This is a genomic window from Streptomyces sp. NPDC056883 (assembly GCF_042788835.1).
In the GTDB taxonomy this organism is placed as follows: domain Bacteria; phylum Actinomycetota; class Actinomycetes; order Streptomycetales; family Streptomycetaceae; genus Streptomyces; species Streptomyces stoeckheimensis.
Genome location: NZ_JBHUBS010000015.1, coordinates 51,053 through 74,417, shown reverse-complemented (window position 1 = coordinate 74,417; position 23,365 = coordinate 51,053). Strand labels below are relative to the sequence as shown.

Annotated in this window: 19 protein-coding genes; 8 read left to right on the top strand and 11 right to left on the bottom strand. The window is 68.3% G+C overall.

Annotated features, from left to right (window positions below):
• Positions 1-158: 158 nt before the first annotated feature.
• Positions 159-1,676: an FAD-dependent monooxygenase gene (locus ACFRU2_RS30315; RefSeq protein ID WP_382978011.1), complete on the top strand. Its 1,518-nt coding sequence runs from the start codon at positions 159-161 to the stop codon at positions 1,674-1,676.
• A gap of 8 nt (positions 1,677-1,684) precedes the next feature.
• Here the strand turns inward: ACFRU2_RS30315 and ACFRU2_RS30310 are convergent, their stop codons facing one another.
• A complete protein-coding gene (locus ACFRU2_RS30310; protein WP_382978008.1) occupies positions 1,685-2,356 on the bottom strand; it encodes a ScbR family autoregulator-binding transcription factor in 672 nt (223 codons plus the stop codon).
• Between the two features lie 136 nt (positions 2,357-2,492).
• Between ACFRU2_RS30310 and ACFRU2_RS30305 the strand changes: the two genes are divergently transcribed.
• Positions 2,493-3,338, top strand: a complete 846-nt coding sequence (locus tag ACFRU2_RS30305) for an NAD(P)H-binding protein (RefSeq protein WP_382978005.1) — start codon at positions 2,493-2,495, stop codon at positions 3,336-3,338.
• A gap of 32 nt (positions 3,339-3,370) precedes the next feature.
• On the opposite strand, the gene ACFRU2_RS30300 is transcribed toward ACFRU2_RS30305, so the two are convergent.
• Entirely contained in the window at positions 3,371-4,255 is an 885-nt protein-coding gene (locus ACFRU2_RS30300; RefSeq protein ID WP_382978002.1) for a ScbA/BarX family gamma-butyrolactone biosynthesis protein, read from the bottom strand.
• A gap of 409 nt (positions 4,256-4,664) precedes the next feature.
• On the opposite strand from ACFRU2_RS30300, the gene ACFRU2_RS30295 reads away from it, so the two are divergent.
• The 4 genes from ACFRU2_RS30295 (at position 4,665) to ACFRU2_RS30280 (ending at position 8,448) form a co-directional block, all read left to right on the top strand.
• A complete protein-coding gene (locus ACFRU2_RS30295; RefSeq protein WP_382978000.1) occupies positions 4,665-4,871 on the top strand; it encodes an acyl-CoA carboxylase subunit epsilon in 207 nt (68 codons plus the stop codon).
• Between the two features lie 77 nt (positions 4,872-4,948).
• Entirely contained in the window at positions 4,949-6,586 is a 1,638-nt protein-coding gene (locus ACFRU2_RS30290) for an acyl-CoA carboxylase subunit beta (RefSeq protein ID WP_382977997.1), read from the top strand.
• A 32-nt stretch (positions 6,587-6,618) separates the two neighbouring features.
• Positions 6,619-7,212 (top strand): ScbR family autoregulator-binding transcription factor, encoded by a 594-nt coding sequence (locus tag ACFRU2_RS30285; protein WP_382977994.1) that lies wholly within the window; start codon positions 6,619-6,621, stop codon positions 7,210-7,212.
• Between the two features lie 399 nt (positions 7,213-7,611).
• Complete coding sequence (locus tag ACFRU2_RS30280; protein ID WP_382977991.1) at positions 7,612-8,448, top strand: BTAD domain-containing putative transcriptional regulator; 837 nt, start codon at positions 7,612-7,614, stop codon at positions 8,446-8,448.
• Positions 8,449-8,526: 78 nt separating this feature from the next.
• On the opposite strand, the gene ACFRU2_RS30275 is transcribed toward ACFRU2_RS30280, so the two are convergent.
• Positions 8,527-8,715, bottom strand: a complete 189-nt coding sequence (locus ACFRU2_RS30275; RefSeq protein WP_382977989.1) for a hypothetical protein — start codon at positions 8,713-8,715, stop codon at positions 8,527-8,529.
• A gap of 277 nt (positions 8,716-8,992) precedes the next feature.
• Between ACFRU2_RS30275 and ACFRU2_RS30270 the strand changes: the two genes are divergently transcribed.
• Positions 8,993-9,814, top strand: coding sequence for a BTAD domain-containing putative transcriptional regulator (locus ACFRU2_RS30270; RefSeq protein WP_382977986.1), 822 nt, complete (start codon positions 8,993-8,995; stop codon positions 9,812-9,814).
• Between the two features lie 348 nt (positions 9,815-10,162).
• Positions 10,163-12,433, top strand: a complete 2,271-nt coding sequence (locus ACFRU2_RS30265) for a (Fe-S)-binding protein (protein WP_382977984.1) — start codon at positions 10,163-10,165, stop codon at positions 12,431-12,433.
• A 126-nt stretch (positions 12,434-12,559) separates the two neighbouring features.
• Here ACFRU2_RS30265 and ACFRU2_RS30260 read toward each other — a convergent pair whose 3' ends face one another.
• From ACFRU2_RS30260 to ACFRU2_RS30225, 8 genes are all read right to left on the bottom strand, one after another.
• Complete coding sequence (locus ACFRU2_RS30260) at positions 12,560-13,504, bottom strand: RNA polymerase sigma-70 factor (protein WP_382977982.1); 945 nt, start codon at positions 13,502-13,504, stop codon at positions 12,560-12,562.
• 86 nt (positions 13,505-13,590) lie between these two features.
• Entirely contained in the window at positions 13,591-15,021 is a 1,431-nt protein-coding gene (locus tag ACFRU2_RS30255) for an MFS transporter (RefSeq protein WP_382977979.1), read from the bottom strand.
• A gap of 179 nt (positions 15,022-15,200) precedes the next feature.
• Positions 15,201-16,508, bottom strand: a complete 1,308-nt coding sequence (locus ACFRU2_RS30250) for a cation:proton antiporter (protein WP_382978299.1) — start codon at positions 16,506-16,508, stop codon at positions 15,201-15,203.
• A gap of 121 nt (positions 16,509-16,629) precedes the next feature.
• Entirely contained in the window at positions 16,630-17,910 is a 1,281-nt protein-coding gene (locus ACFRU2_RS30245) for an NAD(P)/FAD-dependent oxidoreductase (protein WP_382977976.1), read from the bottom strand.
• 261 nt (positions 17,911-18,171) lie between these two features.
• A complete protein-coding gene (locus tag ACFRU2_RS30240) occupies positions 18,172-19,605 on the bottom strand; it encodes a DUF6851 domain-containing protein (RefSeq protein WP_382977973.1) in 1,434 nt (477 codons plus the stop codon).
• Positions 19,606-19,752: 147 nt separating this feature from the next.
• Positions 19,753-21,282, bottom strand: coding sequence for an MFS transporter (locus ACFRU2_RS30235; RefSeq protein ID WP_382977971.1), 1,530 nt, complete (start codon positions 21,280-21,282; stop codon positions 19,753-19,755).
• A gap of 166 nt (positions 21,283-21,448) precedes the next feature.
• A complete protein-coding gene (locus ACFRU2_RS30230; protein WP_382977968.1) occupies positions 21,449-22,366 on the bottom strand; it encodes an aromatic prenyltransferase in 918 nt (305 codons plus the stop codon).
• Between the two features lie 330 nt (positions 22,367-22,696).
• Entirely contained in the window at positions 22,697-23,350 is a 654-nt protein-coding gene (locus ACFRU2_RS30225; protein ID WP_382977965.1) for an undecaprenyl diphosphate synthase family protein, read from the bottom strand.
• Between the last annotated feature and the right edge of the window lie 15 nt (positions 23,351-23,365).

The window sequence follows — 23,365 nt, the reverse complement described above, 5'->3', positions numbered from 1 at the left end:
ATCGGGAAGGCTCCGGCCCCGAGCCGGGGTGGGCCTCCGGCATGATGCCAAGGTTTTGCAGTTCCCCCTCGAAAAAAGAACAGCGCAGCCGGTATATTTCTGGCCGTTGAAGTATCGGCTCCGGGGGGAAGGCCAACGCTGTGCAGAGGGCTGTCGTAATGGGGGAAGACAGGATCCGGGCTCAGGTGGTCGTGGTCGGCGGAGGGCCGGTCGGACTGCTCGTCGCGGCCGAACTGGCCGCCCGAGCCGTCGGCACCGTGGTCATCGAAACGGCGTCGGCGGTCGGCGAGCAGCCCAAGGCCACCACCCTGCACGCCCGGGCGGTACAGTGCCTGGCCCGGCGGGGCCACCTGCCGGCCGGGGTGTCCCCGTACGTCGGTGGTGCGACCCCCTTCCGCTTCGGGGGTCTGCCCGGACTGGTCATCACGGCCCCCGAGGGTGAGCCCGAGCCGATCCTCAAGTACCCCCAGGCCGAGCTGGAGCGGTTGTTCGAGGAACGGGCCCGGCGGGCCGGCGCCCGGATCCTGCGCGAGCACCGGGTGACGGGCGTCGTCCAGGGGCCGGACGGGGTACGGATCACGGCCGAGGGACCGCACGGACCGGTCACCTGTGTCTCCGAGTACGTGGTGGGAGCGGACGGTGCGCGTCGCAGCACGGTTCGCGAGCAGGCGGGCATCGAATCCGAGACGTACCTGGCAACGGTCGCGGCCATGGCGGGCACCGTCACGCTCGCGCAGCCGGCTTCCCTGACCCCGGGCTGGCACCGGACCCCCCGGGGATGGATCGTCGCCAAGGCCGTTGCCGGGGGTCGCACCCACCTCCGGACGTTCAACGGCCTGGGCGCGCACGCCGACCGGAACCGCGCGCTCAGCCTGGCGGAACTGCGCCGGGAGGTGTCCTGGATCGCGGGACGCGACATCGCGATGGAGGCTCCGCGCTGGCTCAGCCGGTTCAGCGATTTCACGCGGGTGGCCCGGAGCTTCCGCGCGGGACGGGTCTTCCTCGTCGGGGACGCGGCGCACGTGCACTTCCCGATCGGAGGGCAGGGGCTGAGCTCCGGGGTGCTGGACGCCCTGAACCTGGGCTGGAAGCTGGCCCTCGCAGTGCACGGCGCGGCGGGCCCGGAGCTGCTCGACAGCTACGACCTGGAGCGGAGGCCCGCCGCCTGGCACGTCGTTTCGAACACCCAGGCCCAGCTCGCCATGATGCGGGAGGGGGCCGAAGCCGACGCGCTGCGCGCGGTGTTCACCGGGATCTTGGCGGCCGACCCGACCGGGGTATACCTCGGCGACATGATCAGCGGGCAGGACACGGTGCTCCCGGAGCCCACGGGGTGGACCGCCCCCGGCACGGGAAAGTTCCTGCACAACGTCCCGCTCAGGACCGCGACCGGCGAGACCGATGTGATCGGGCTTCTGCAGGACGGTAGGCCGCTGCTGCTGCTCTTCGGCGAGAAGGGCAGCAGCTACCGCGATGAAGCGCGGAGATGGGAAGGCGCGCTGCACGTGGTGCACGCCGTTCCCACCCCCGATGTCCCGCAGGAGGCCCTGCTGGTGCGGCCCGACGGCTACATCGCATGGGCTCCGGGAGGTGACGGCCTGTCCGTCGCGCTGTCGGCGTACCTGGCCGAAGGCGCCGGTGCGGGACACCGGCGCCGGAGCCGGAGCCGGGTGTGACCCCGGGCTCAGGCGATGGCGGCCGAGACCTCCAGCTCCTGCGCGGCCTTGAGGGCCTCGGCGTAGACCGCGGCTCCCCGGCTCTCGGAGAGGTCGAGCGAGGCGAGGACGGCAGGCATGACGACGCTGGGCAGCAGGTGGCGCATCAGCGCGGACACCCTGGTCACCAGGTCTTGGTAGTCACAGATGGCCTGCGACATGGACTGGATGCCGGCGAACGATCCCACGAGGACGTCCGCCGTCTCGACCGGTACGACGTGGGGCAGCAGTTCGCCCTGGCGCTGCGCCTCCTGGAACAGGGCACATCCGACCTCGCTCCAGCGCATGAACGGGCCGCTGCGGTCCAGGCCCTGGGCCAGCTGGTCCATCGACAGGCGTACACCGGCGCGCACCATGCTGTCGGTCTGCAGGCGGTAGGCGTGCAGCATCACCACGTCCACGGTCTGCTGGACCTTGGAGGCGCGCTCGGGAACGACGAGCTGCTGGTCCTGCCCGGCGAGGACGCCCTGGGCCAGCTCTTCCTTCGACTGGAAGTGGAAGTACAGGGCTCCCTTGGTCACCCCGGCCTCCCTGAGGATCTGGGAGATCGTGGCGGCTTGGTATCCGTTTTCCTCGAAGATCCGGGCCGCCGCGGACAGGATCGTCTTCCGCGTGCGGATGGCTCGTACTTGCTCAGCCACTAAGCGTCCTCCCTCCTCAGGGTTGGTTTCGCATGCTGCGGCGATCAGTAAGAAACCGCCCAGTTTGTATCTTACAGCGGCAATCATCCGCGGCCGATGCCGTGGAGAAGAAATGGTCGAGCCAGAAGGGAAAGTCATGATCCTCGTGACCGGTGCCACGGGAAGGATAGGGCGGGAGGTGCTCCGCCGACTCCCCGCTGACCAGGCGGTTCGTGTCCTGGCGAGGAATCCGGACCGCGTGACGGGGGCGCCTGGGACGGCAGAGATCGTTCAGGGGGATTACGGAGACTCGCAGTCGCTCACCCGCGCACTGCGTGGGGTGCGCGCCGCCTTCCTCGTGACCAGCCGCGTGGGTGACGACGACGTGCGCTTTGTCCGGGCCGCGGTGTCGGCCGGCGTACGGCACGTGGTGAAGCTGTCCGCAGCCGCGGTCGCGGACCCCGGGGCGAATGATGTGATCACCAGGTGGCAGCGGGCGAACGAGGACCTGGTGCGCGGATCCGGAATGGAGTGGACCCTGCTGCGCCCCCGCGCGTTCATGTCCAATGCCTTGGCCTGGGCGGAATCCGTCCGCGCGCAGCACGTGGTGCGCGCCCAGTACGGGTCTTCGCCCAACGCGTGCGTCGATCCGCGCGATGTCGCGGACGTGGCGGTGCGTGCCCTCACGGAGGCGGGGCACGCGGGCCGGACCTACACCCTGACCGGTCCGGAGCCGATCACGGCAGCTCAGCAGACGGCTCAGCTCGCCGAACTGCTGGGCCGTCCGCTGCGTTTCGAGGAACTGGGCGCCGACCAGGCGCGAGCCGCGCTGGGCGCGCGGTACCCCCACGACCTGGTCGAGGCGCTCTTGGCCGGTGCGGAGCGTCAGCGCGCCGGGGCGAAGGCCCGGATGGACGAGGCGGTCCCCGCACTTCTCGGCCGGCCGGCCGCTTGTTTCCGCGTGTGGGCGAGAGATCATCTGGGTTCCTTCTCGTCCCCGTGACGGCGCACCGTCGTTCCCCGCTTCCCGCACGCTCAGAGGCTGTGCGGCCCCGCGATCACGGTGGCATTGAAGACGGGGGCGCCGTCCTGGTGGCCGGTCACCAGGACCGCTTCCTCGTTGCCGGCGTCCCCGGTGGTGAGCCTGACGGCCTCGATCATGCAGGGTGAATCGAGTTCGGCGTACCGCTTGAACTCGGAGGCGATGCCGAGCGGGAGGTAGGAGGACCGCCCCAGTAAAGAGGCCGTGGCCTGCCGGGCCGCCTCGATCAGCACCATGCCCGGTACGTGGTCCACCGCGTGCTCGAACAGAATGGGGTGACGCGTGTCCACCCTCAGCTGCCAGAGGGCGGGCTCGCCGGTGGGTGACAGGACCACGTCCATGGGCGACGTGCGCCCGACGCTCTGCGGCGCCGCCGGCCTGATGAGCGGCAGCTGGTGCCAGTCTCCGCCGAGCGTGTGGTTGCCGCGGACGCGCTCGTACACCTTCGGCGCCATGCAGGAGAGCGAGCCGCCCCCGATCGCGACGGTGTGTCCCTCACGCCGCATCACCACGTCGATGCGCATACCCGCCAGGCTCCCGCCGCGGCGCTTGATCTCCGAACAGGTGACCTCGATGTCGAGGGAGGCGGGCGACCAGCCCACCCGCAGATGCTGCGGGCGTACGGATATGTGGATGTCGCCGACGCTGAACTGGTGTCCCTGGGGTACGTCGAACTCGGCGTGCCCCAGGAGCGTGCCGATCTGACGAATCGTTTCGCAGCCGATGACCGGGTCGTGGTAGCCGTCCGCGACGGACGTGAAGAAGCTGTGCCCCCGGGGCCACTGGGCAGCCACCCGGAAATGCGTGTCGTCGCGGCGCTCCCAGCGGGTGAGCAGGACCTCGGCGACGGCGGACCGGTGCACCAATTCCTTGGGCACGGTCGTGGTCAGAGTGGGCCAGGCGGAAGTGGCGGGCCTGACGGACGGCCGCGCCTCCCTCCGCATCGCCGGTATCGACGGGCGCTCAACTCGGAATGTAGTCGCAGTCATTGTTCCCCCTGAACAAACGGCGCTGGCGAGCTGCGGAAGTACCCTAAGCCCGGGAAAAGATACATACCAACCGGTTTAATTTCCAGGGGAATGCGAGTCTCCGGGGGCGGAAGTTGCGGAGGATCGAATTCCGGCTGATTCCGATTCGGCATCACCCCTGCTCCACCTCGTGCGATTCCCATGTGGACCTCCAGCCGACTCCATACGCCTCCACCGGACTCCATCCGAACTCCTGGTGGATCTCGAGTGGCACTTGAGGTGCGTCGAGGACCGTGACCGGAGACTGAGGAGGAGTGTCATGGGTGTTTCGGGAGGTGCGAAGTTCGCTCTCCGTGTCGAACGAGGGCGGGCCAGTGATGAAGAGCTGGCCGCGGTGACCGTGGTGCTGTGTTCGGTGCTCGCCGGGCGCGGCGAGGAGCGGGGCGAGCGGGAACCGCCCGAAGCCCCGCTGTGGCGGCCCGGACAGGCCGAGGCGGCCTACCGCTCCCCGCACAGCTGGCAGTAGGGCCGGCGGTTGTTGATCAAGGCTGATTTGCGTGCGCGCCATACGGTCGCCCTTATAAACCGCACGAGCGGTTTGTTATGGTGGGGTGTCGATCGGGCCGCACCTTGAGGGAGGGACGTGTCGTGACTGTTCTGGATGACATTTCTCGGGCCTCTGTGGAGGCGGCGGACGCTCACGGGCGTGTGTCCGAACTGCAGGCGATCCGGGAACAGGCCCGGCGTGGGCCGAGCGAGCGTGCGACCGAGGCGCAGCACGCCAAGGGCAAGCTCACCGCCCGCGAGCGGATCGCTTTGCTGCTTGACGAGGGTTCCTTCAAGGAGGTCGAGCAGCTGCGTCGCCACCGGGCGACGGGGTTCGGCCTGGAGGACAAGAAGCCTTACACCGACGGTGTCGTCACCGGCTGGGGCACGGTCGAGGGCCGTACGGTCTTCGTCTACGCGCACGACTTCCGGATCTTCGGCGGGGCGCTGGGCGAGGCCCACGCCACGAAGATCCACAAGGTCATGGACATGGCCATCGCGGCCGGTGCCCCGCTGGTCTCCCTCAACGACGGCGCCGGCGCGCGCATCCAGGAGGGCGTCTCGGCGCTCGCCGGGTACGGCGGCATCTTCCAGCGAAACACCAAGGCCTCGGGCGTCATCCCGCAGATCTCGGTGATGCTGGGCCCCTGTGCCGGCGGCGCGGCGTACTCCCCGGCGCTGACGGACTTCGTGTTCATGGTCCGGGAGACCTCGCAGATGTTCATCACCGGCCCGGACGTGGTCCGCGCGGTGACCGGCGAGGAGATCACCCAGAACGGGCTCGGCGGCGCGGACGTGCACGCCGAGACCTCGGGCGTCGCGCACTTCGCGTACGACGACGAGGAGACCTGCATCTCCGAGGTCCGGTTCCTGCTGTCGATGCTGCCGCAGAACAACCGTCAGCACCCGCCGAGCGTCCCCTGCGCCGACCCCGTCGACATGCGCTCGGACGCGCTGCTGGACCTGGTGCCCATCGACGGCAACCGCCCGTACGACATGCTCAAGGTCATCGAGGAGCTCGTCGACGACGGCGAGTACATGGAGGTCCACGGGCGCTGGGCCCGGAACATCATCTGCGCCCTGGGCCGGTTGAACGGCGAGGTCGTCGGCATCGTCGCCAACCAGCCCGGCCACCTCGCCGGCGTCCTGGACATCCACGCCTCCGAGAAGGCGGCGCGCTTCGTCCAGCTCTGCGACGCCTTCAACATCCCGATCATCACCCTCCTGGACGTCCCCGGCTTCCTGCCGGGCGTCGACCAGGAGCACGGCGGCATCATCCGCCACGGCGCCAAGCTGCTGTACGCGTACTGCAACGCGACCGTGCCGCGGATCTCGCTGGTCCTGCGCAAGGCCTACGGCGGTGCGTACATCGTCATGGACTCCCAGTCCATCGGCGCCGACCTCACCTACGCCTGGCCGACCAACGAGATCGCCGTGATGGGCGCCGAGGGCGCCGCCAACGTCATCTTCCGCAAGCAGATCGCGGAATCCGACGACCCCGAAACCACGCGTGCGCGCATGGTCAAGGAGTACAAGGCCGAGCTGATGCACCCGTACTACGCGGCCGAGCGAGGCCTCGTCGACGACGTCATCGAGCCCGCCGAAACCCGCGAGGTTCTCGTCGCGGCCCTCGCGATGCTCCGCAACAAGCACACCGACGCGCCGTCCCGCAAGCACGGCAATCCACCACAGTAGACGGAGCACTGATGGCCAAACAGGAACGCGCAATGCGGACCCGGGAAACCCTGATCCAGTGTGCGGCCGAGATAATCGACCGCGAGGGTCTCGCGGTCGCGTCGCTCAGCATGATCAGCACTCGGGCCGGGATGAGCAACGGCGCACTGCACTTCCATTTTGGCTCCAAGGCGGCCCTGACGGACGCCGTAGAGGAAGCCGCGCTGCTGCGGCTGCGGGCCGTCACCCAGGAGGCGTCACCGGGCGGTCCGAGCTGCCTGCAGCACCTTGTCGACGTGACCCACGGGCTCGCCAGGGAGTTGAGCGGCGACAAGGTGCTGCGGGCCGGCTTCACGCTGAGCGGCGACGTCGCCCGTCCGCGCCGAACCGACCTGCGCGACCGCTGGCAGCGCTGGGTCGAGGGGCAGGTGGCCCGGGCCGTGGCGGCGGGCGAACTGCGCCCGGGAGTGGAGCCGGAGGGTGCCGTGGCCGCCGTGGTGGGCGCGATCGTCGGGTTCGAGGTGCTGGGCGCCCAGAACGCTGCGTGGATCTCGCACCGCACGGTCACACAGTTCTGGCGACTTCTGCTGCCTTGCCTCGCGTCGCGGGACGTCCTCGCCAAGATCAGGGCTGACGGAACCGGATAGTAACCGACTGCATGGTCTCTTTTCTGTCCGGTCGCCGCCCCGGGTCCGTCCGTGCCCGAGAGCCCGGTTTTCGCGCAGAACCCTTGCATTGCACCGCTACTTCGCGGCTGTGCGCACCGGTGTGCCCTTCGCCTGTGATTCATGGGATGGATTCGGCCATCTCGCGATGTGGTTTCGTCGGCCGATGGCGGCCGTGGTGGAAAACATGCCGTCTGAGCAGGCAATATCCCCACTCCGGGATGATGTTGATGGTGACGGTGGTGGCTGAGAACGTGCTGCCTGTGTTGACAAACCGACTGTGCTGTTTTTTTATTGAGGGGTCCGGTGTTCTGCGCACCAGGCACCGGCGGGCGTAAACGGGCAGGCCGGAACAGATCTTCGGGCGAACTTGGGGGAGAAGTGGACATCGAAGTGCTGGGTGCGCTGTCAGTGCGGGAGAACGGGGTGTCGATCACTCCGACCGCCCCGAAGCCCCGACACGTATTGGCCCTGCTCGCGCTCCACGCCGACCAGGTCGTCTCCGTGAACCTGCTGATCGAAGAGCTGTGGGGGGCGACCCCGCCGCGCAGCGCTCGCACCACGCTGCAGACCTACATCCTGCAGCTCCGCGTGCTGATCGCCAACGCGCTGGAGCACGGCGAGGACGAGCGCTGCACCGCGAAGGACATCCTGACCACCCTCCCCGGCGGCTACCGCCTTGAGACGCGGGGCGGCACCGTCGACTACCGGGAGTTCGAGCGTCGTGCGGGCGCCGGCTACCGGGCGATGGACGCCGAGGACTACGCGGGTGCGGCGCGCCGTCTGGCCGACGCGCTCTCCCTGTGGACCGGGCCCGCCCTCGCCGACGTACAGGGCGGTAGCCGCATCGACACGGACGCCAGGCGTCTGGAGGAGTCCCGGCTGTGCGCGCTCGACCAGCGCATCGAGGCCGACCTGCGGCTGGGGCGCCACCGGGAGCTCCTGTCGGAGCTGACCGTGCTGGTGAACCGGTACCGGATGCACGAGAGCCTGCACGGTCAGTTCATGCTGGCGCTGCACCGTTCGGGCCGCCGCGGCGAGGCCCTCAAGGTCTACCAGCGGCTGCGCACGACGCTCGTCTCGGAGCTGGGCCTGGAGCCTTCGGCGGCCCTCAGCCGGCTCCAGCGCTCCATCCTCATGGCGCACCCCGAGAGCGCGGCGCCCAGCGGGGTCCCGGAGTCTCCCGCCGGAGGACGGCTCGTGGCCCGCGTCGGCTGACCCGGGAGCCCATCGCCCGTACGACACAGTGCACCCCCTCCCGGATTCCGGGAGGGGGTGCACTGTTCGAGTCCGCCGTCAGGGGTGGCGGGAGGTCAGCTCCGGGAAACCGACGTGCACACTGCGCTGGTGCCAGGTGCCCATCAGGGACAGCAGGGACAGCAGGGTGAGCGGGGTCGGGAGCTGGTCGCTGCTCGTGGGGGCGCGCCGCTTCTCGTGGGGCGCCGTCCCCTCTGCCTGCATCGTTTCGCACGTGCTGGCGTCCAATGTGCCACCCCCGGTGTCTCGGGTCGCTGTGAAAGGGCGAGATTGCAGTGCCGGTTTGTTGCTGAAAAGGACTTCCGGAGATTCCTCTCCGTTGCTTCCGTGCTTTTTCGGTTCCCTTTCAGTGATCCTTGGGGATGTTTTACCCGTTCTCCTTGGAAAGTCGCTCAAGGTGTACTCGAGCCTTGCCGACGGGCGGATCGCCGGGAGATATCGTGCCTTCCGTCTGCGGTCCCCCGATGCCGGAAGCGCTGGTGGCCGGCAAGGTGCGGAGGGAATCATGAAGATAAAAGTCCTGGGTGCGTTGAGTGCCGAAGTGAACGGGGTGTCCATCGTCCCGACCGCAGGCAAGCCCCGCCAGATCCTGGCCCTGCTCGCCCTGTACCCCGGCCGGGTCGTGCCCGTGCCCACGCTGATGGAGGAGCTCTGGGGCACCGAACTGCCCCAGAGCGGTCTGACCACCCTCCAGACGTACATCCACCAGTTGCGCCGCCGCCTGGGCACCGCCATGGGGCCGGGGTCTCCGGAGGCCGCCAAGGACGTGCTCGTCACCCGGTACGGCGGCTACCTGCTGCAGGTGCCCGCCGACGCGGTGGACGTCCACGCGTACAAGGGCCTCGTCGAGGCGGGTCGGCAGGCCTTCGACGACGGCGAGGACGCGCAGGCCTCCATGCTCCTGCGGGAGGCGCTCGATCTCTGGGACGGATCGGCGCTCGTCGACGTGCGCGTGGGCCCGATGCTCGACATCGAGGTGATGAGGCTGGAGGAGAGCCGCCTGGTCGCCCGGGAGCGGCGGATCGACGCCGACCTGCGGCTGGGCCGGCACGCCGAAATCCTCGCCGAACTCACCGACATCATCGCCCGCTACCCCGAGCACGAGGGTCTGCACTCACAGGCGATGGTCGCGCTCTACCGCGCCGGGCGGCAGGCCGCCGCCCTCGACGTCTACCGCAGGCTGCGGATCCGGCTGAACGCGGATCTCGGTGTGGAGCCTTCTCCCCAGCTCCAGCGGCTGCACCAGGCGATGCTCGCCGTGGATCCGCGTCTGGACGTGATCGCCGGACCGCAGCGCATCGCGACCTTCGATTTGTACGCGGCCTGACGGCGGAGGCTCGGCCTGCCGGCTCGTTCGCCGGTCCGGCACGGGGCGCGGCGGGTTCCCCAGGCCGCCCACAGGGTGCGGGGGTTGACCGTGTGGGCGGCGGCAGGGGGTGTGGGTCGTCAGCCGCGGACGCACCTGCGAGGAGGCGCCGGCCTTACGACCCACGGGACGAGTGTGGCCGGGTGTTCTGGAGCGCCGCTGGAAGGGGGCCTCGAGGTCCGGCAGCCGCCCAGCGATGTAGATCACCGGCCGCCCGCCTTCAACAGGCTCGTGATCCCCGGTAGTGTATCGAGCAAAGTTACTGCCCGGTAATTGAGTACTTCCGCTCGCAGGTTCGAGGAGCCTCCCATGCAACTCGCGGCGATCATTGTCTCGCTGGCACTTGAAATCGTCGGCTTTGCGTTGTTCTTCCGCGCCGTCGGCCAGTTCGTCCGCTACTTCAGGCTCGGCCAGCCCGTTCCCGCGGGGGCCCGGACGAACAACCCCTACCAGCGCAGTGTGACGCTGGTGAAGGAGTTCCTCGGCCACACCCGGATGAACCGGTGGGGCGTGATGGGCGTGGCGCACTGGACCGTCGCGATCGGCTTCTACGCGCTGCTGATCACGCTCGTCAACGCCACCGGCCAGCTGTTCGACCCCGACTGGGTACTGCCCGTCATCGGGCACTGGCTGCCCTACGAGCTGGTCGTCGAGGTGATCGGCACGCTGACCGTCCTCGGCATCCTCGCCCTCATCGTGATCCGGCAGCTGTCGAAGCCGGGCCGGGCCGGCCGCAAGTCGCGCTTCGCCGGGTCCAAGAGCGGTCAGGCGTACTTCATCGAGACGGTCGTCCTGACCGTCAGCCTGTGCATCATGTCGCTGCGCGGCATCGAGGGCGCCTTCGCGGGCGTCGAGCACTGGGAGCCGGCGTACTTCTTCTCGTACCCGCTGGTGCTCCTCTTCTCCAAGCTCGACGTCCCGACGCTTGAGAACGTGACGTACCTCGTGGCGACGATCAAGATCACGACATCCTTCGTCTGGATGATCGTGGTGTCGCTGAACACCAACATGGGTGTGGCCTGGCACCGCTTCCTCGGCTTCCCGAACATCTGGTTCAAGCGGAACGCCGACGGCGCGGTCGCGCTGGGCGCGCTCCAGCCGATGACCAGCGGTGGGAAGGTCATCGATTTCGAGGACCCGGGCGAGGACGACGTCTTCGGTGTCTCGCAGGTCGAGCAGTTCTCGTGGAAGGGCATCCTGGACTTCTCCACGTGTACCGAGTGCGGTCGCTGCCAGTCGCAGTGCCCGGCCTGGAACACGGGCAAGCCGCTGTCCCCGAAGCTGTTGATCATGTCGCTGCGCGACCACGCGCATGCCAAGGCCCCGTACCTGCTGGCGGGTGGCGGCAAGGACATGGAGGGCAACGAGAAGGCGACGCCCGAGCAGCTCGCCAACGTCCCGGCCGCGGCGCTGGCGGAGGCGGAGCGCCCGCTGATCGGCACGGCCGAGGAGAACGGGGTCATCGACCCCGACGTGCTGTGGTCCTGCACGAGCTGCGGTGCGTGCGTCGAGCAGTGCCCGGTGGACATCGAGCACATCGACCACATCGTCGACATGCGCCGCTACCAGGTGATGATCGAGTCCGCGTTCCCGAGCGAAGCCGGGACGATGCTCAAGAACCTGGAGAAGAAGGGCAACCCCTGGGGCCTGGCGAAGAAGCAGCGCGTGGAGTGGACCAAGGAGGTGGACTTCGAGGTCCCGATCATCGGGAAGGACGCGGAGGACCTCTCCGAGTTCGACTACCTGTACTGGGTCGGCTGCGCCGGCGCGCTGGAGGACCGGGCGAAGAAGACCACGAAGGCCTTCGCGGAGCTGCTGAACATCGCGGGCGTCAAGTTCGCGATCATGGGCGGCGACGAGAAGTGCACGGGTGACTCCCCGCGCCGCCTGGGCAACGAGCCGCTCTTCCAGCAGCTCGCGCAGGAGAACGTCGCGATGCTGAACATGGCGTTCGGCGAGGACGACGAGGACCCGGAGACCAAGAAGCCGAAGTCGGCGAAGCGCATCGTCTCCACCTGCCCGCACTGCTTCAACACCATCGCGAACGAGTACCCGCAGCTCGGCGGCGAGTACGAGGTCATCCACCACACGCAGCTGCTCCAGCACCTGATCGACGAGGGCCGCCTCACGCCGGTGACCCCGGTCGACGGCCTGATCACCTACCACGACCCCTGCTACCTGGGCCGGCACAACAAGGTCTACACGCCGCCGCGCGAGATCATGTCCGCCGTCCCGGGCCTGCGCCAGCAGGAGATGCACCGCCACAAGGAACGCGGCTTCTGCTGCGGCGCCGGCGGCGCGCGGATGTGGATGGAAGAGCGGATCGGCAAGCGCATCAACAACGAGCGCGTCGACGAGGCCCTCTCCCTCAACCCCGACATCGTCTCCACCGCCTGCCCGTTCTGCCTCGTCATGCTCACCGACTCGGTCAACGGCAAGAAGAACGACGGCCAGGCCAAGGAACACGTCACCGTCGTCGACGTCGCACAACTCCTCCTCGACTCCGTCAAAACCCCCGAACCGGTTGTCGAACCCGAACCCGAACCCGAACCCGAACCCGAGCCCGAGCCGGTGAAGTAGCCCGTTCACAGGGCGCGCCGATGCGCCCGCCCGCCGACGGGGGATGACGGCGGGCGGACGCGGTATGGGGGAGGGCGTCACGTGCGTGCCACGGACACACCGAGCGCAGGTGGAGTGCCGTTCGGGCTATGCCGACGGCACCGGGCCCTGGGACTGTGACCGGATGCCCTGGTGTGCCTCGCGTTTGACTGCCCATGCGTCCGCCACCGGACCCACGTGCCCGAGCTTGTCGGGGTTGAGCACCGAGCGGACCGCCTGGATCCGCCCCTCGAGTACGTCGAGCGTCAGCGTCTTGAGCACGTTGCCGTCCCGGTCTCGGAAGATCGCACCCGGCTGGCCGTTCACATCGTGCCGCTCCAGCGCAACCCCGGCCCGGACCAGCATGGGGAAGATCGCGGCGAGCACCCGGGCCACCTGCTCGGCGCCGAAGACGCTCTGAGCCAGCGCCGGGGCCTTGCCTCCGCCGTCACCGACCATCTGGACGTCGGCGGAGAACAGCTCCCGCAGACCGTCGACATCGCCTTCCGTGAGCGCGTCGAAGAACCGCGCCGCAAGTTCGTCGCGCTCCCGACGGTCCGCCTCGAACCGGGGGCGTCCTTCGTGCATGTGGCGCCGGGCCCGCACCGCGAGCTGACGGCATGCGGCCTGCGACCTGCCCACGGCCGAGGCGACCTCGGGGAACCCGAATCCGAACACCTCGCGCAGGACGAAGACCGCCCGCTCGAGCGGACTGAGCCGCTCGAGCAGCAGCAGGGACGCGATCGACACCGAGTCCGCCAACTCCATCGAGCGTGCCGGATCTTCGTAGGGATCGGTGAGCAGTGGCTCGGGGAGCCACTGCCCGGTGTACTGCTCCCGCCGGACGCGGGCGGAACGCAGCACGTCGATCGAGATCCGGGTGACCACGGCCGACAGGAAGGCCTTGGCCGATGTGGGCTGGGTCGGCGAGGCCTCGTAGCGCAGCCAGGTGTCCTGGACCGCGTCCTCTGCCTCGCTCACGCTGCCGAGGATCCGGTAGGCGATCGAGAACAGCAGCGGCCGCAGCTCCTCGAACTCGTCGGTCCGCGTCATGCCGGCTCCTCCTCGGGACGCTTCACCAGCGATCCGGCCCGCGTTCATCGACGCCCCCGCGGGCATCCCGGACTTCTCACCATTGTCTACTGAACCCCGCTCGGAGCCGAAAGGCGGCTGTCCTGCGGTGCGGCAGCGGGCAGCGCAGCACCTTCTTCACCGCCCACGGTGGAGGAGGGCGGCACAGCCTGCTCCCGTCGGTTGCGGGCCTGCAGCAGGAGCGCGGCCAGGATGCCGAGCGCGACGGGCACGACGAGGATGAGAAGGACCGTGTCCAGCGTCCAGCCCGCCTTGATCATCAAGCCACCGGCCAGACCACTGGCCAGGGCGCCCAGCCGTCCCATACCGCTCGCCCAGCTCATTCCCGTGGCGCGCACGTGCGGCGGGTAGGCGACGGCGGCGATCGCCTGAAGCGCGTTGTTGGCCGCCGGAAGGCACAGACCGAGGACGAACGCCGCGGCGAGCAGCGCGGAGTACTGCACGGCCCACAGGGCGGCCGCCCCGAGGGCGAGCACGCTCAGCCCCCACAGGACCGCCACCACCGCGAACCGGTCGAACCGCTTGAGGGCGAAGGACGTGGAGAGCTGGCCCACCAGGCCGCCCCAGCCGAACGCCGCGACGAGCACTCCGGCCTGTGCGGTCGTCAGACCCATCCGCTCGCCCATCAGCGGGAGGTAGCTGAGGAGCAGGCCCACGACTCCCATGCCCACGATGAAGAGCGCCCACAGCAGGACGTTGGTGGCGGCGAACTGACGGGACAGGATGACACGTGTCGCTCGCTGCGGGCGTCGCCGTGCTTCGGCCTGATTGAGGGCCACGCCGGACAGGTCCCGGCCCGGAAGGACGGTGGACAGGGCCTTGAGCAGATCCGCCGCGGGCTGCTCGCGGGTGGCGATCACGCTCACGGACTCCGGGACGAAGCGGATGAACGCCGGGATCAGCAGGAGGGGACCGAGCCCGCACACGACCGTCAGCATGGGCCAGCCGTACGCCGGGATGAAGCCCGCGGAGAGGAGGCCGCCGACGGCGGAGCCGGCCGTGATGCCGGTGAAGGCCAGGGCGACCATCTGGCCCCGGCGCTTGACGGGCGTCCAGTCCGCGACGCTGGCCAGTGTGGTCGGCAGGACCGCACCGAGACCCACGCAGGCCACGATCCGGAACGCGGCGAAGGCGCCGATGCCCTGAGTGAGCCCCATGGCGGCGGTGCTCAGGCCGAAGACGGAGGTGCCTGCGACGATGACGCCCCGGCGGCCGTACCGGTCGGCGAGCGGGGCGGCGGCCACACCGCCGACGGCCATGGCCAGGACGCTCAGCATCACGGTGGCGGTCACCGCGTTGAGCGAGGTCCCCCACTCGTTCACGATCTTGGGGAAGACGAAGCCGGCGATGGTGACGTCGAGCCCTTCGGCCACCATCATGAGCAGGCCCAGCGTCACGATGACCCGCTGACGGCGGCTCAAGGGGTTCTGGTCGATGAACTCTTGCGGACTCAGTCTTGGCGGAGCTTCCGTGCTCATGGCGGACCCTTTCGGCCGAAGGTACGTGGAGGGCGCGCAGGCAGGGGTCGCGTGACGAACGCGTGCGGCTCCTGCGCGGAAGAGAGCGGTGGACGGCGAGTCGGCCACGGGTGGCCGGAAACGACGAAACCGCCCCGCCAGAATCTGGCGGGGCGGTTTCGTCGTGCTGGAGAAGCGCTTTAGACCGACTGGAGAGCGGCCTTACCGTCTAGGTCCCGCTGCTCGCCGTGATCCGGGGCATCGGTCTGGTCCACTGTTTCGGGCTCGCCCGCCCGGCGCCGGATCAGGCTCAGCGCGGGCGAGGTCACGGCCGTGGTGATCAGGGCCATCAGCACGAGCATCGTGAACAGGTTCTGTCCGATGACACCGAGTCCGAGGCCGATGTTCAGTACCACCAGCTCGGTCAGTCCACGGCAGTTCATGAGTGCGCCGATCGACATGGCGTCGGACCACTTCTGCCCGGAAGCCCGGGCAGCAGATGTGCTGCCGCCCCACTTGCCGAGCACCGCCACCACGAGGATGGCGGCCGTCCACAGCCACTGCACGGGGTCTCCGGCCAGCAGCGAGATGTCGGTCTTCAGACCTGTGATGACGAAGAACAGCGGCAGCAGCACGGGCACCGTGAACGCCCGCAGCCGTGCACCGGTCACTTCCACGACACGGCTGCCGCGCGGGGTGGCCACGCCGAACAGGAACGCGCCGAACAGGGCGTGCACCCCGATCTTGTCGGTGGCCAGCGCGCTCAGGCACAGTCCGCTGAACAGCACGACGAGCACGAGGGACTCGCTGTGTGCGCGCCGGATCCAGCGGGCCAGCAGCGGACGGACGGCGTAGTACATGAACAGCGTGAATGCCACGGCGTACAGGGCCGTCGTGAGCGCATCCATGGGCGAGCTGCTCTTGGTCACGGCCACGACGGCAGCCAGCAGGCACCAGGCGGTCACGTCGTCCACCGCGGCGCACGCCATCGCCAGCGCACCGATCTTGGTCCGGTACAGCCCGCGGTCCGTGAGGATGCGGGCCAGCACCGGGAACGCAGTGATGCTCATCGACACCGCGATGAACAGGACGAACGGCAGCTTGTCGACGCCGGCGGGCGCGAAGGACCCGTACATGCCGAGCGCGAGGAGGGTGCCGAGGGCGAGCGGCAGGGCGATGCTCGCCTGAGAGACCATGATGGCGGTCTTGCTGTGCCCGCGCAGTGCGCCCAGATCCAGTTCCAGCCCCACCAGGAACATGAAGGCGAGCAGGCCGAGGTTGCCCAGTGCGCCGATGAACGGCATGACGGACGTGGGGAAGAGCCAGTTCTGCGCGTCGGGCCAGAGCCAGCCCAGCAGCGAGGGGCCGAGCAGGATGCCCACCGTGATTTCGCCGACCACTGGTGGCTGCCCGAGCCGGCGGACGAACTGGGCGCCCGCCTTGCAGGCGAGGATCACCACGGGAATGGCTATCAACAAGTCGGGCAGGGGATCGTGTGCAGCTGCCATCATGTCTCCTGAGAGTGGCGGAGTGAGGGGCTCATGCGGGCCGCCGTGCGGCAGTCAGACCGTTTGCGGTGACTGCCGCACCCTCGGTTCCGTCCGCTCCGGATCGTTCCGGAACCCGGACTCAGTTCTCGGAGATGGCCGGACTCGTGGCGGCGTCCGCGATGAGGTCGTCGAAGTCGAGGTTGAACATGCGGTGCTGTCCGCTGAGTCCGGAGACCAGCTTGACGAAGTCCACGCTCGCGTCGTTCTCGTGGTCGGGGTCGGTGATTTCCTGGGCCAGGCTGAAGTAGAAGCCCTTGGTCTTGGAGCGGTCGTAGAACTGCTCCACGAACTTGCGGATGTCGTGGAAGAAGTCCTGGTACGCCGTGGCGTAGCGGTCGAGGGCCTTCTCCTCGATCTCCGGGTGCTGGATGATCTTGTCGACGATGCCCGCCAGCGCGCTGCCGGCCATGGTCGCGAGGGCGACACCAGTGGAGAACAGCGGGTCGACGAAGGCGGCGGAGTCGCCGACGAGCACCCAGCCGTCACCGTGGAAGCGGTCGTTGGTGTAGGACCAGTCGCGCGCGGTGCGGTAGCCCGCGGACATGCGCGCGTCGCTGAGCAGGTCCTTGAGCTTGGTGGTCTTCGCCAGCTCGGAGACGAAGAGCTCTTCCAGGGACTTGTCGGTCGCGCCGGCCGTCGCCGAACGGGTCACGTAGCCGACACTGGTCGTGCCCTTGTCGATCGGAATGGCCCAGAACCAGCCGTGCTCGAGGCCCTCGATGAGGATGTTGCTGAACTCGTCGCCCGGGAGGCGGTGGCAGTTGTCGAAGTACGTCCAGACCGCGACGTTCTGCAGCTGCTCGTGCCAGTTGACCTCCGCGTACTTGCGGGCGAGCACGCGGGCCTGGCCGGAGGCGTCGATGACCAGGGAGGCGCGGGCCTCACGGATGCCCTCGAGGCCGCGCAGGGCGTAACGGACGCCGACGACGCGGCCGTCCTCCTCGATCGGGTCCTTGACCGTCGCGTCCTCGACGACGTAGGCACCCAGTTCGCGCGCCCGGTCGAGGATCATTGCGTCCAGGTCGGCACGGCGCGTGTGGTAGGCGTACTTGTACGGGCCGCCCTCGCCGAAGGAGAAGTTCCACGGGATCTGGTTGTTGCCCCAGACCAGGGTGCCGCCGTACTTGCGCTCGAAGCCGCGGGCCTCCATGCGCTCGGTCAGGCCGAGCTCTTCCATGGGCTTCATGAATGCGGGAATGAGGGATTCCCCGACGTGGTACCGGGGGAACCGCTCACGGTCGAGTACGAGAACACTGTGACCGCGCTTGGCGAGAAGCCCCGCGGTGGTGGCACCAGCGGGTCCACCGCCGATGACGATGACGTCGAATTTTTCAGGAAACCCATAGAGCGTGGATGACATGCGAGACCTTCCCCAGTTTCTGATCCGGCCGCGCTCGCGAATCGAGTGAAGTCTTCTTCCGCTCCCGCAGAACGCGTTCACGAAACAGAGTGCAGGGGGTAATCCGGTGGTGTCATCGCTCAGATTGCTCAAGTGTGGAAATGCGTGGACCGGCCCATGAATCCAGAAGGATTTCAGCGAGACTCCGGTCCGCCGCAAGTGCCGCCGGACCGGCGCCGTCGCCCGCACGAGCGGGCGACGGCGTGCCGGGCCGCTGCGGGATCAGTCCTTGACGTCGCCCTTGACGTCGCCCTTGATGTACTGCTGCACGTAATCGAAGGCCCGGTCGCCGAATTGCGTGCCGAACTCGAGGGACCTCTTGGCCGTCGCCTTGAAGTGAGTGCCGGACCACACACGGCTGCTCGCGCAGTCGTTTTCGAACTCGGTCCAGGTGGAGAAACGCAGCTCGACGTCCTGGGCGGGGGTGGTGCCCGGCTCCGTCAGACCCGAGCCGGCGGGGACGGGATGCGTCCACTCCAGGACGTCGTCGCCGAGGAAGCGCCGCGCGGCCTGCGCCTCGGCGGCGGCGAGCGTGGTGACGCCGCACGGGTAGTCGGGGCTGTCCCCGGCGGGCAGGTAGGCGGCCCACTGGTCGGCCGGGATGTCCTCGACGGTCCCCTTGCCGGGACCGCCCCAGGCGGTGACCGGGTTGCTGCCGTAGACGTGCTTGACGGCGCTGAACGGGCGCACGGCGTCGTACTCGTGCTTGTGGTGCCAGGCGGCGATGAGGCTGTCGAGCTGAGCCACCGAGGTCGTGAAGAGCAGGTGGACCCAGCCGTCCAGGTCCAGATCGTGGGCGATGGCCGCGGCCTTCGTCGACTGGAGGAGGCCCAGGTAGGAGTTGTCGAAGAACTCCGTCTTCACCTTCTGCTCGTCGGTGAGTCCGGCCGACGCCGCCAGGATCTCGTCCACCGAGCGCTTGTATGCCTCGGCGTTGGTGTGGTCCAGGTGATCCGGGGCGAGCTTGAACTCGCTCGGGTCCTTGTAGGTGAAGGCCTGGGTCAGCCGCAGCTGCGGGGTGGTGAACTGCTGGATGACGTTGACGGCCTTGTCGCCCGGCCCGCCGCCGACGCGACGGGTGTGCGGGACCGTGGCCGGCTGCCAGCGCGACGGGTTGACCAGTTCGTAGGCGGTGTTCACGGGCTGGTAGCCGGTGTAGTCCTCGTACTGGCGGCCGTTGTACTTGCGGGCCTCGTCGCCGAGGAAGTTCATGCCGTCCTTGGCACGGGCCTTGAGGGCGGCCTTGCCGGCGATGTTGCCGATGCCGGCCGCGGTGGTCGGGTCGTCACCGTCGTAGTCGGCGTCCAGACCGACGAAGCTCAGCAGCCCCCGCATGACGTGCTCGCGCTCCGGATACGTGGCCTTGACCACCTGGTAGGAGGCGTACAGGGCGGCGGTGTTCTTGTTCCGGTTGGTGGCGGACTCACTGGCCGGGCGGCGCTCGATCCGGGAGTGCACGCCGACCGCGGTCGGGTGGTACGGCGCCAGGGCGTCGAACCACGCCGTCTGCAGGATGGCCTGGATCCAGATGATGATGGACGAGTCCTTGGGGGCGATGTCCTGCGTGTGCCCGGTCGTGTCGCCCGCCGCGCCGATCAGGTCGCGGAAGAAGTTGCCGTTGTCGAAGTCGAAGGCGACGGGGGGATGTCCGGCCATGATCGTGTTCCTTATCCCTTAAGAGCTGTGGCGGTTGTGGATTGGTCTGTGGGTGGGCTGTCGGCCCCGAAACGGAAACGGCCAGCGACGCGCGGGTCACCCCGGCATCGCTGGCCGCCGTACCCTGAGGTCCGGGTCTGCCGAGCGTCAGGACTGCGTTGCTTCGGCCGGCTCGGCCGACTCGGCCGGCTTCGCGGCGGGGGGCGCCGCGGGGGTGGGCAGCGGGCCGCTGCGCAGCAGCAGGAAGGCGGCGGCGGCGCCGACCACGAAGATGGCGGTGCACCACCAGAACACCGTGGTGTAGCCGTCGATCGCCGCGAGGTGGAGCTGGTCCGGCGTCGGCTGTCCCTGCGTGTGGCTGGTCAGCCAGCCGGTGGTGGCGGTGGCTGCGATCGTGTTGAGCAGTGCGGTGCCGATGGCGCCGCCGAGCTGCTGGCCGGTGCTGACGCAGGCCGAGGCGATGCCCGTGTCCTGGAGGGCCACGCCGGCGGTGCCCGTGCGAAGCGCCGCGCCGAAGATGAGGCCCATGCCGGCGCCGATCGCGATGAGCGGCCCGAGCAGGTCCAGGGCGTAGTTGGAGTCCACCTCGATCCCGGTCAGCCACACCATGCCGGCCGCGCTGAGCAGCAGACCGCCGGTGATCAACGGCCGGGGGCCGGTGCGCGGCATCAGCTTGATGGCGCTGACGTTGGCGCCCACGCCGGTGGACACGATCATCGGCAGCAGTGCGACACCCGAGATGATGGCCGAGTAGCCCAGGTCGTTCTGCATGTAGTAGACGAGGAACAGCATCACGCCGAACATGCCGGTACCGACGAGCAGCATGATGAAGTACGCGCCGCCGCGGTTGCGGTCGAGGACGATGCGGGGCGGCAGCAGCGGGTGCGCGGCGCGCGTCTGCCAGACCGTGAAACCGATCAGCAGGGCAGCACCGAGTGCGAGGACACCCCAGGTCGAGACCGAGCTCCAGCTGTCCTCGGCGGCGTTGGAGAAGCCGAAGACCACGCTGAACATGCCGCCCGAAGCCAGCAGGACACCCGGGATGTCGATCCGGGCACCCGTCTTGGGCTGCTTCTTCAGGAGCAGGAAGCTTCCGAGGATCGCGGCTCCGGCGAAGAACAGGTTGACGTACATGCACCAACGCCAGTCCAGAGCGGAGGTCAGCGCACCACCGACGATCAGCCCCAGGCCCGTGCCGCCGGCCGCGACCGCACTGAAGATGCCGAAGGCCTTCGCCTTCTCCTTCGGGTCGATGAACGTGGTGGCCAGCAGGGCCAGGGCAGCCGGAGCGATCATCGCGGCGAAGGCGCCCTGGGCGGCGCGGGCCGCCACCAGCGTCTCGAAGTTGCCCGCGGCGCCACCGATGGCGGAGGCGGACGCAAAGCCGATGAGACCGGTGAGGAAGGTCTGCTTACGGCCGATGAGGTCGGACAGCCGTCCCATGAACAGCAGCAGGCTGCCGAACGGCAGCGCGTACGCGGTCACGATCCACTGCCTGTCGGCGTCCGAGAACCCCAGGGTTTCCTGAGCCGAAGGAATCGCGAGGTTCACGACGGTCAGGTCGAGACCGATCATGAGGTAGGCGGTACAGATCGTCGCGAGGATCAGCCACCGCCTCGAGTCCCCGGCCGCCCCAGAGCTCGGTGCGGCCGCGGGGGCTGCGCTCCGTGCTTCCATGATCATCTCCTTGTTCCATGTTCCATCGAACGGACTTGGGTGTCACCCACGTGACGAGAACGCCGGCCGTTCTGTGACATGACGGCCGATCGCACCGGCCGGGCGAGCCGGGACTCACGGGAGCGGGGCTGGGTTGCAGACTCAGGCGCTGACAACCGGGATGGAGCTACGGCTGCTCGCCATCGGCCGTCACCAGCCGGTAGGGCTCGTACCACGTCGAGGTGCGGTAGTAGGAACAGACGTCGATGTATTCGCCGTCTGGGAACCACTTGACGCCGAAGAGGGCCATGCGCTCGCCGTCGTAGGAGACCGGAGCAGTGGTCACGAACCGCGCGATATTGGGCTCGATCGGAGCGGGAACGTCCGACGGAACCAAGCCGAGGCCCGGCGGCGGGGCAAAGGCGACCCGCACGATCTTCGGAGAATCCCAGCTGAGGGTGATATTGGCCCTCATCGACTTGTGGGCGAAGTCCAGCATCGCCTGGTCCGCCTCGTGCAGTCCGATTTCGCGGAGCAGCGAGAGGATCGCGCTGGGCCCGGGCCTGCCTTCGTCGGTGAACTGGAAATACAGGTTCATCGTCTTGCGCTTGTAGTCGACACCGATCATCGCGACTTCGTCCAGCCCGTAGCGGGCGAAGAGGTCCGCGTTGTCGGCCACTGCCTGGGGCAGCGACGGGATGGCGGCCAGCGTCGACACCTTCTGCGGCGCCTCGGGGAAGTGCGCGTAGAGCTTCTTGAAGCCGCCCGCGACTCCGCAGTCCACGAAGTGCTCCCTGATGGGCCACTGTCCCTGGATGTCGGAGAGCACGGAGTTGACGGGGTGGTCCGACTCCTCGATGAAGCCGGCAGCCACTGCGTGGGGATACGGGTCACCGAGCCCCGGAGGGGCCATGAAGCTGTAGTCGAGCTCTCCCGAATGCCGCCCGCCGGTCTGGACGCTGAAAACAATCACGCCGTCCGCGAGTGCATCACCGAATGTGGCCAGGATGGGCGAGATCTTATCGCGCGAAAAGGGCGCGCCCACCAATCGAGCCGATTCCTCAAGGGCCGAATACAGCTTCTCGGCCTCGGTGCCTCCGGACATCTACCCTCCAAGTAGTCAATGATTTGAATTGTTCCACAGGGAATGCTGTACGGTCCGCTCACATCTCGGCCGTCAGCAGGTGCGAGTCCGGCGGCGACAACGTTAAAAACAGCATGAGCGGTCCGTCAGTGTCAAGCCGAAGTAGCTGTGCTCGTTACGCCCGGAATCACAGACTCCGAGGTCACGCCGTATCGGCAGACTTTGCATTCCAGTAAAGTTCAAGGGGTTCTCGAGCGGCCCTCGAGGAAACCACGGAACCAGGGCCGGCTATCGAAAGTGATAACTCGCCCTGGTCGTGGAGTGCCACCGAGGATTCGCTTCGGGGCCGGCTCAGGCCGGGTAGCCGCCGAAGCGGCGGTCCCGGTCCCGGAGATCCTTCAGAGCAGCGTCGAAGTCCGCTCGCGTGAGGTCCGGGAACAGGAGGTTGGAGAAGTACAGCTCCGCGTACGGGGACGTCAGCGGGAAGAAGGACGACATGCGGACCGCACCGCCGGTGCGGATGAGGAAGTCGACCTGTTCCGGGACGTACGCGTTGCTGGACAGGATCTCCTCGGTCAGGACCGGGATCTTCCCGTTGAGCTTGTTGAAGATGCCGATCACCTCGTTGGTGAGGGACATCCCCAAGATGTAGTGCAGGGTGAATCCCGAGTCCTTGGCCGAGTTGTCGCGGAGCTCCGCGAGCTCTTCGAGGTGGCGGTCGGGAACGAGGTCGAGCGACCCCGAGAAGTCGAAGGCGTACTGCTTGTGGATCCGCCGCGCCACGTCGTTGAACGCGTCCATGAACGTGATCACCGCAGCCTCGGGACGACTGTGGTTCGCGGCGGAAGAGGCCGTGACGTAGAGGGTGGTGATGCCCTCCTCCTTGGCCCACTCCATGAACTCGATCAGCTTGTCGGCCATGGCCGCGTAACCGCCGTCGAGGTCGACGCCGTTCGCCTGGGACCAGCGGCGCATTCCGTCCGGCAGCAGCATCAAGTTGGTCACGTGATCTCCTTTGGT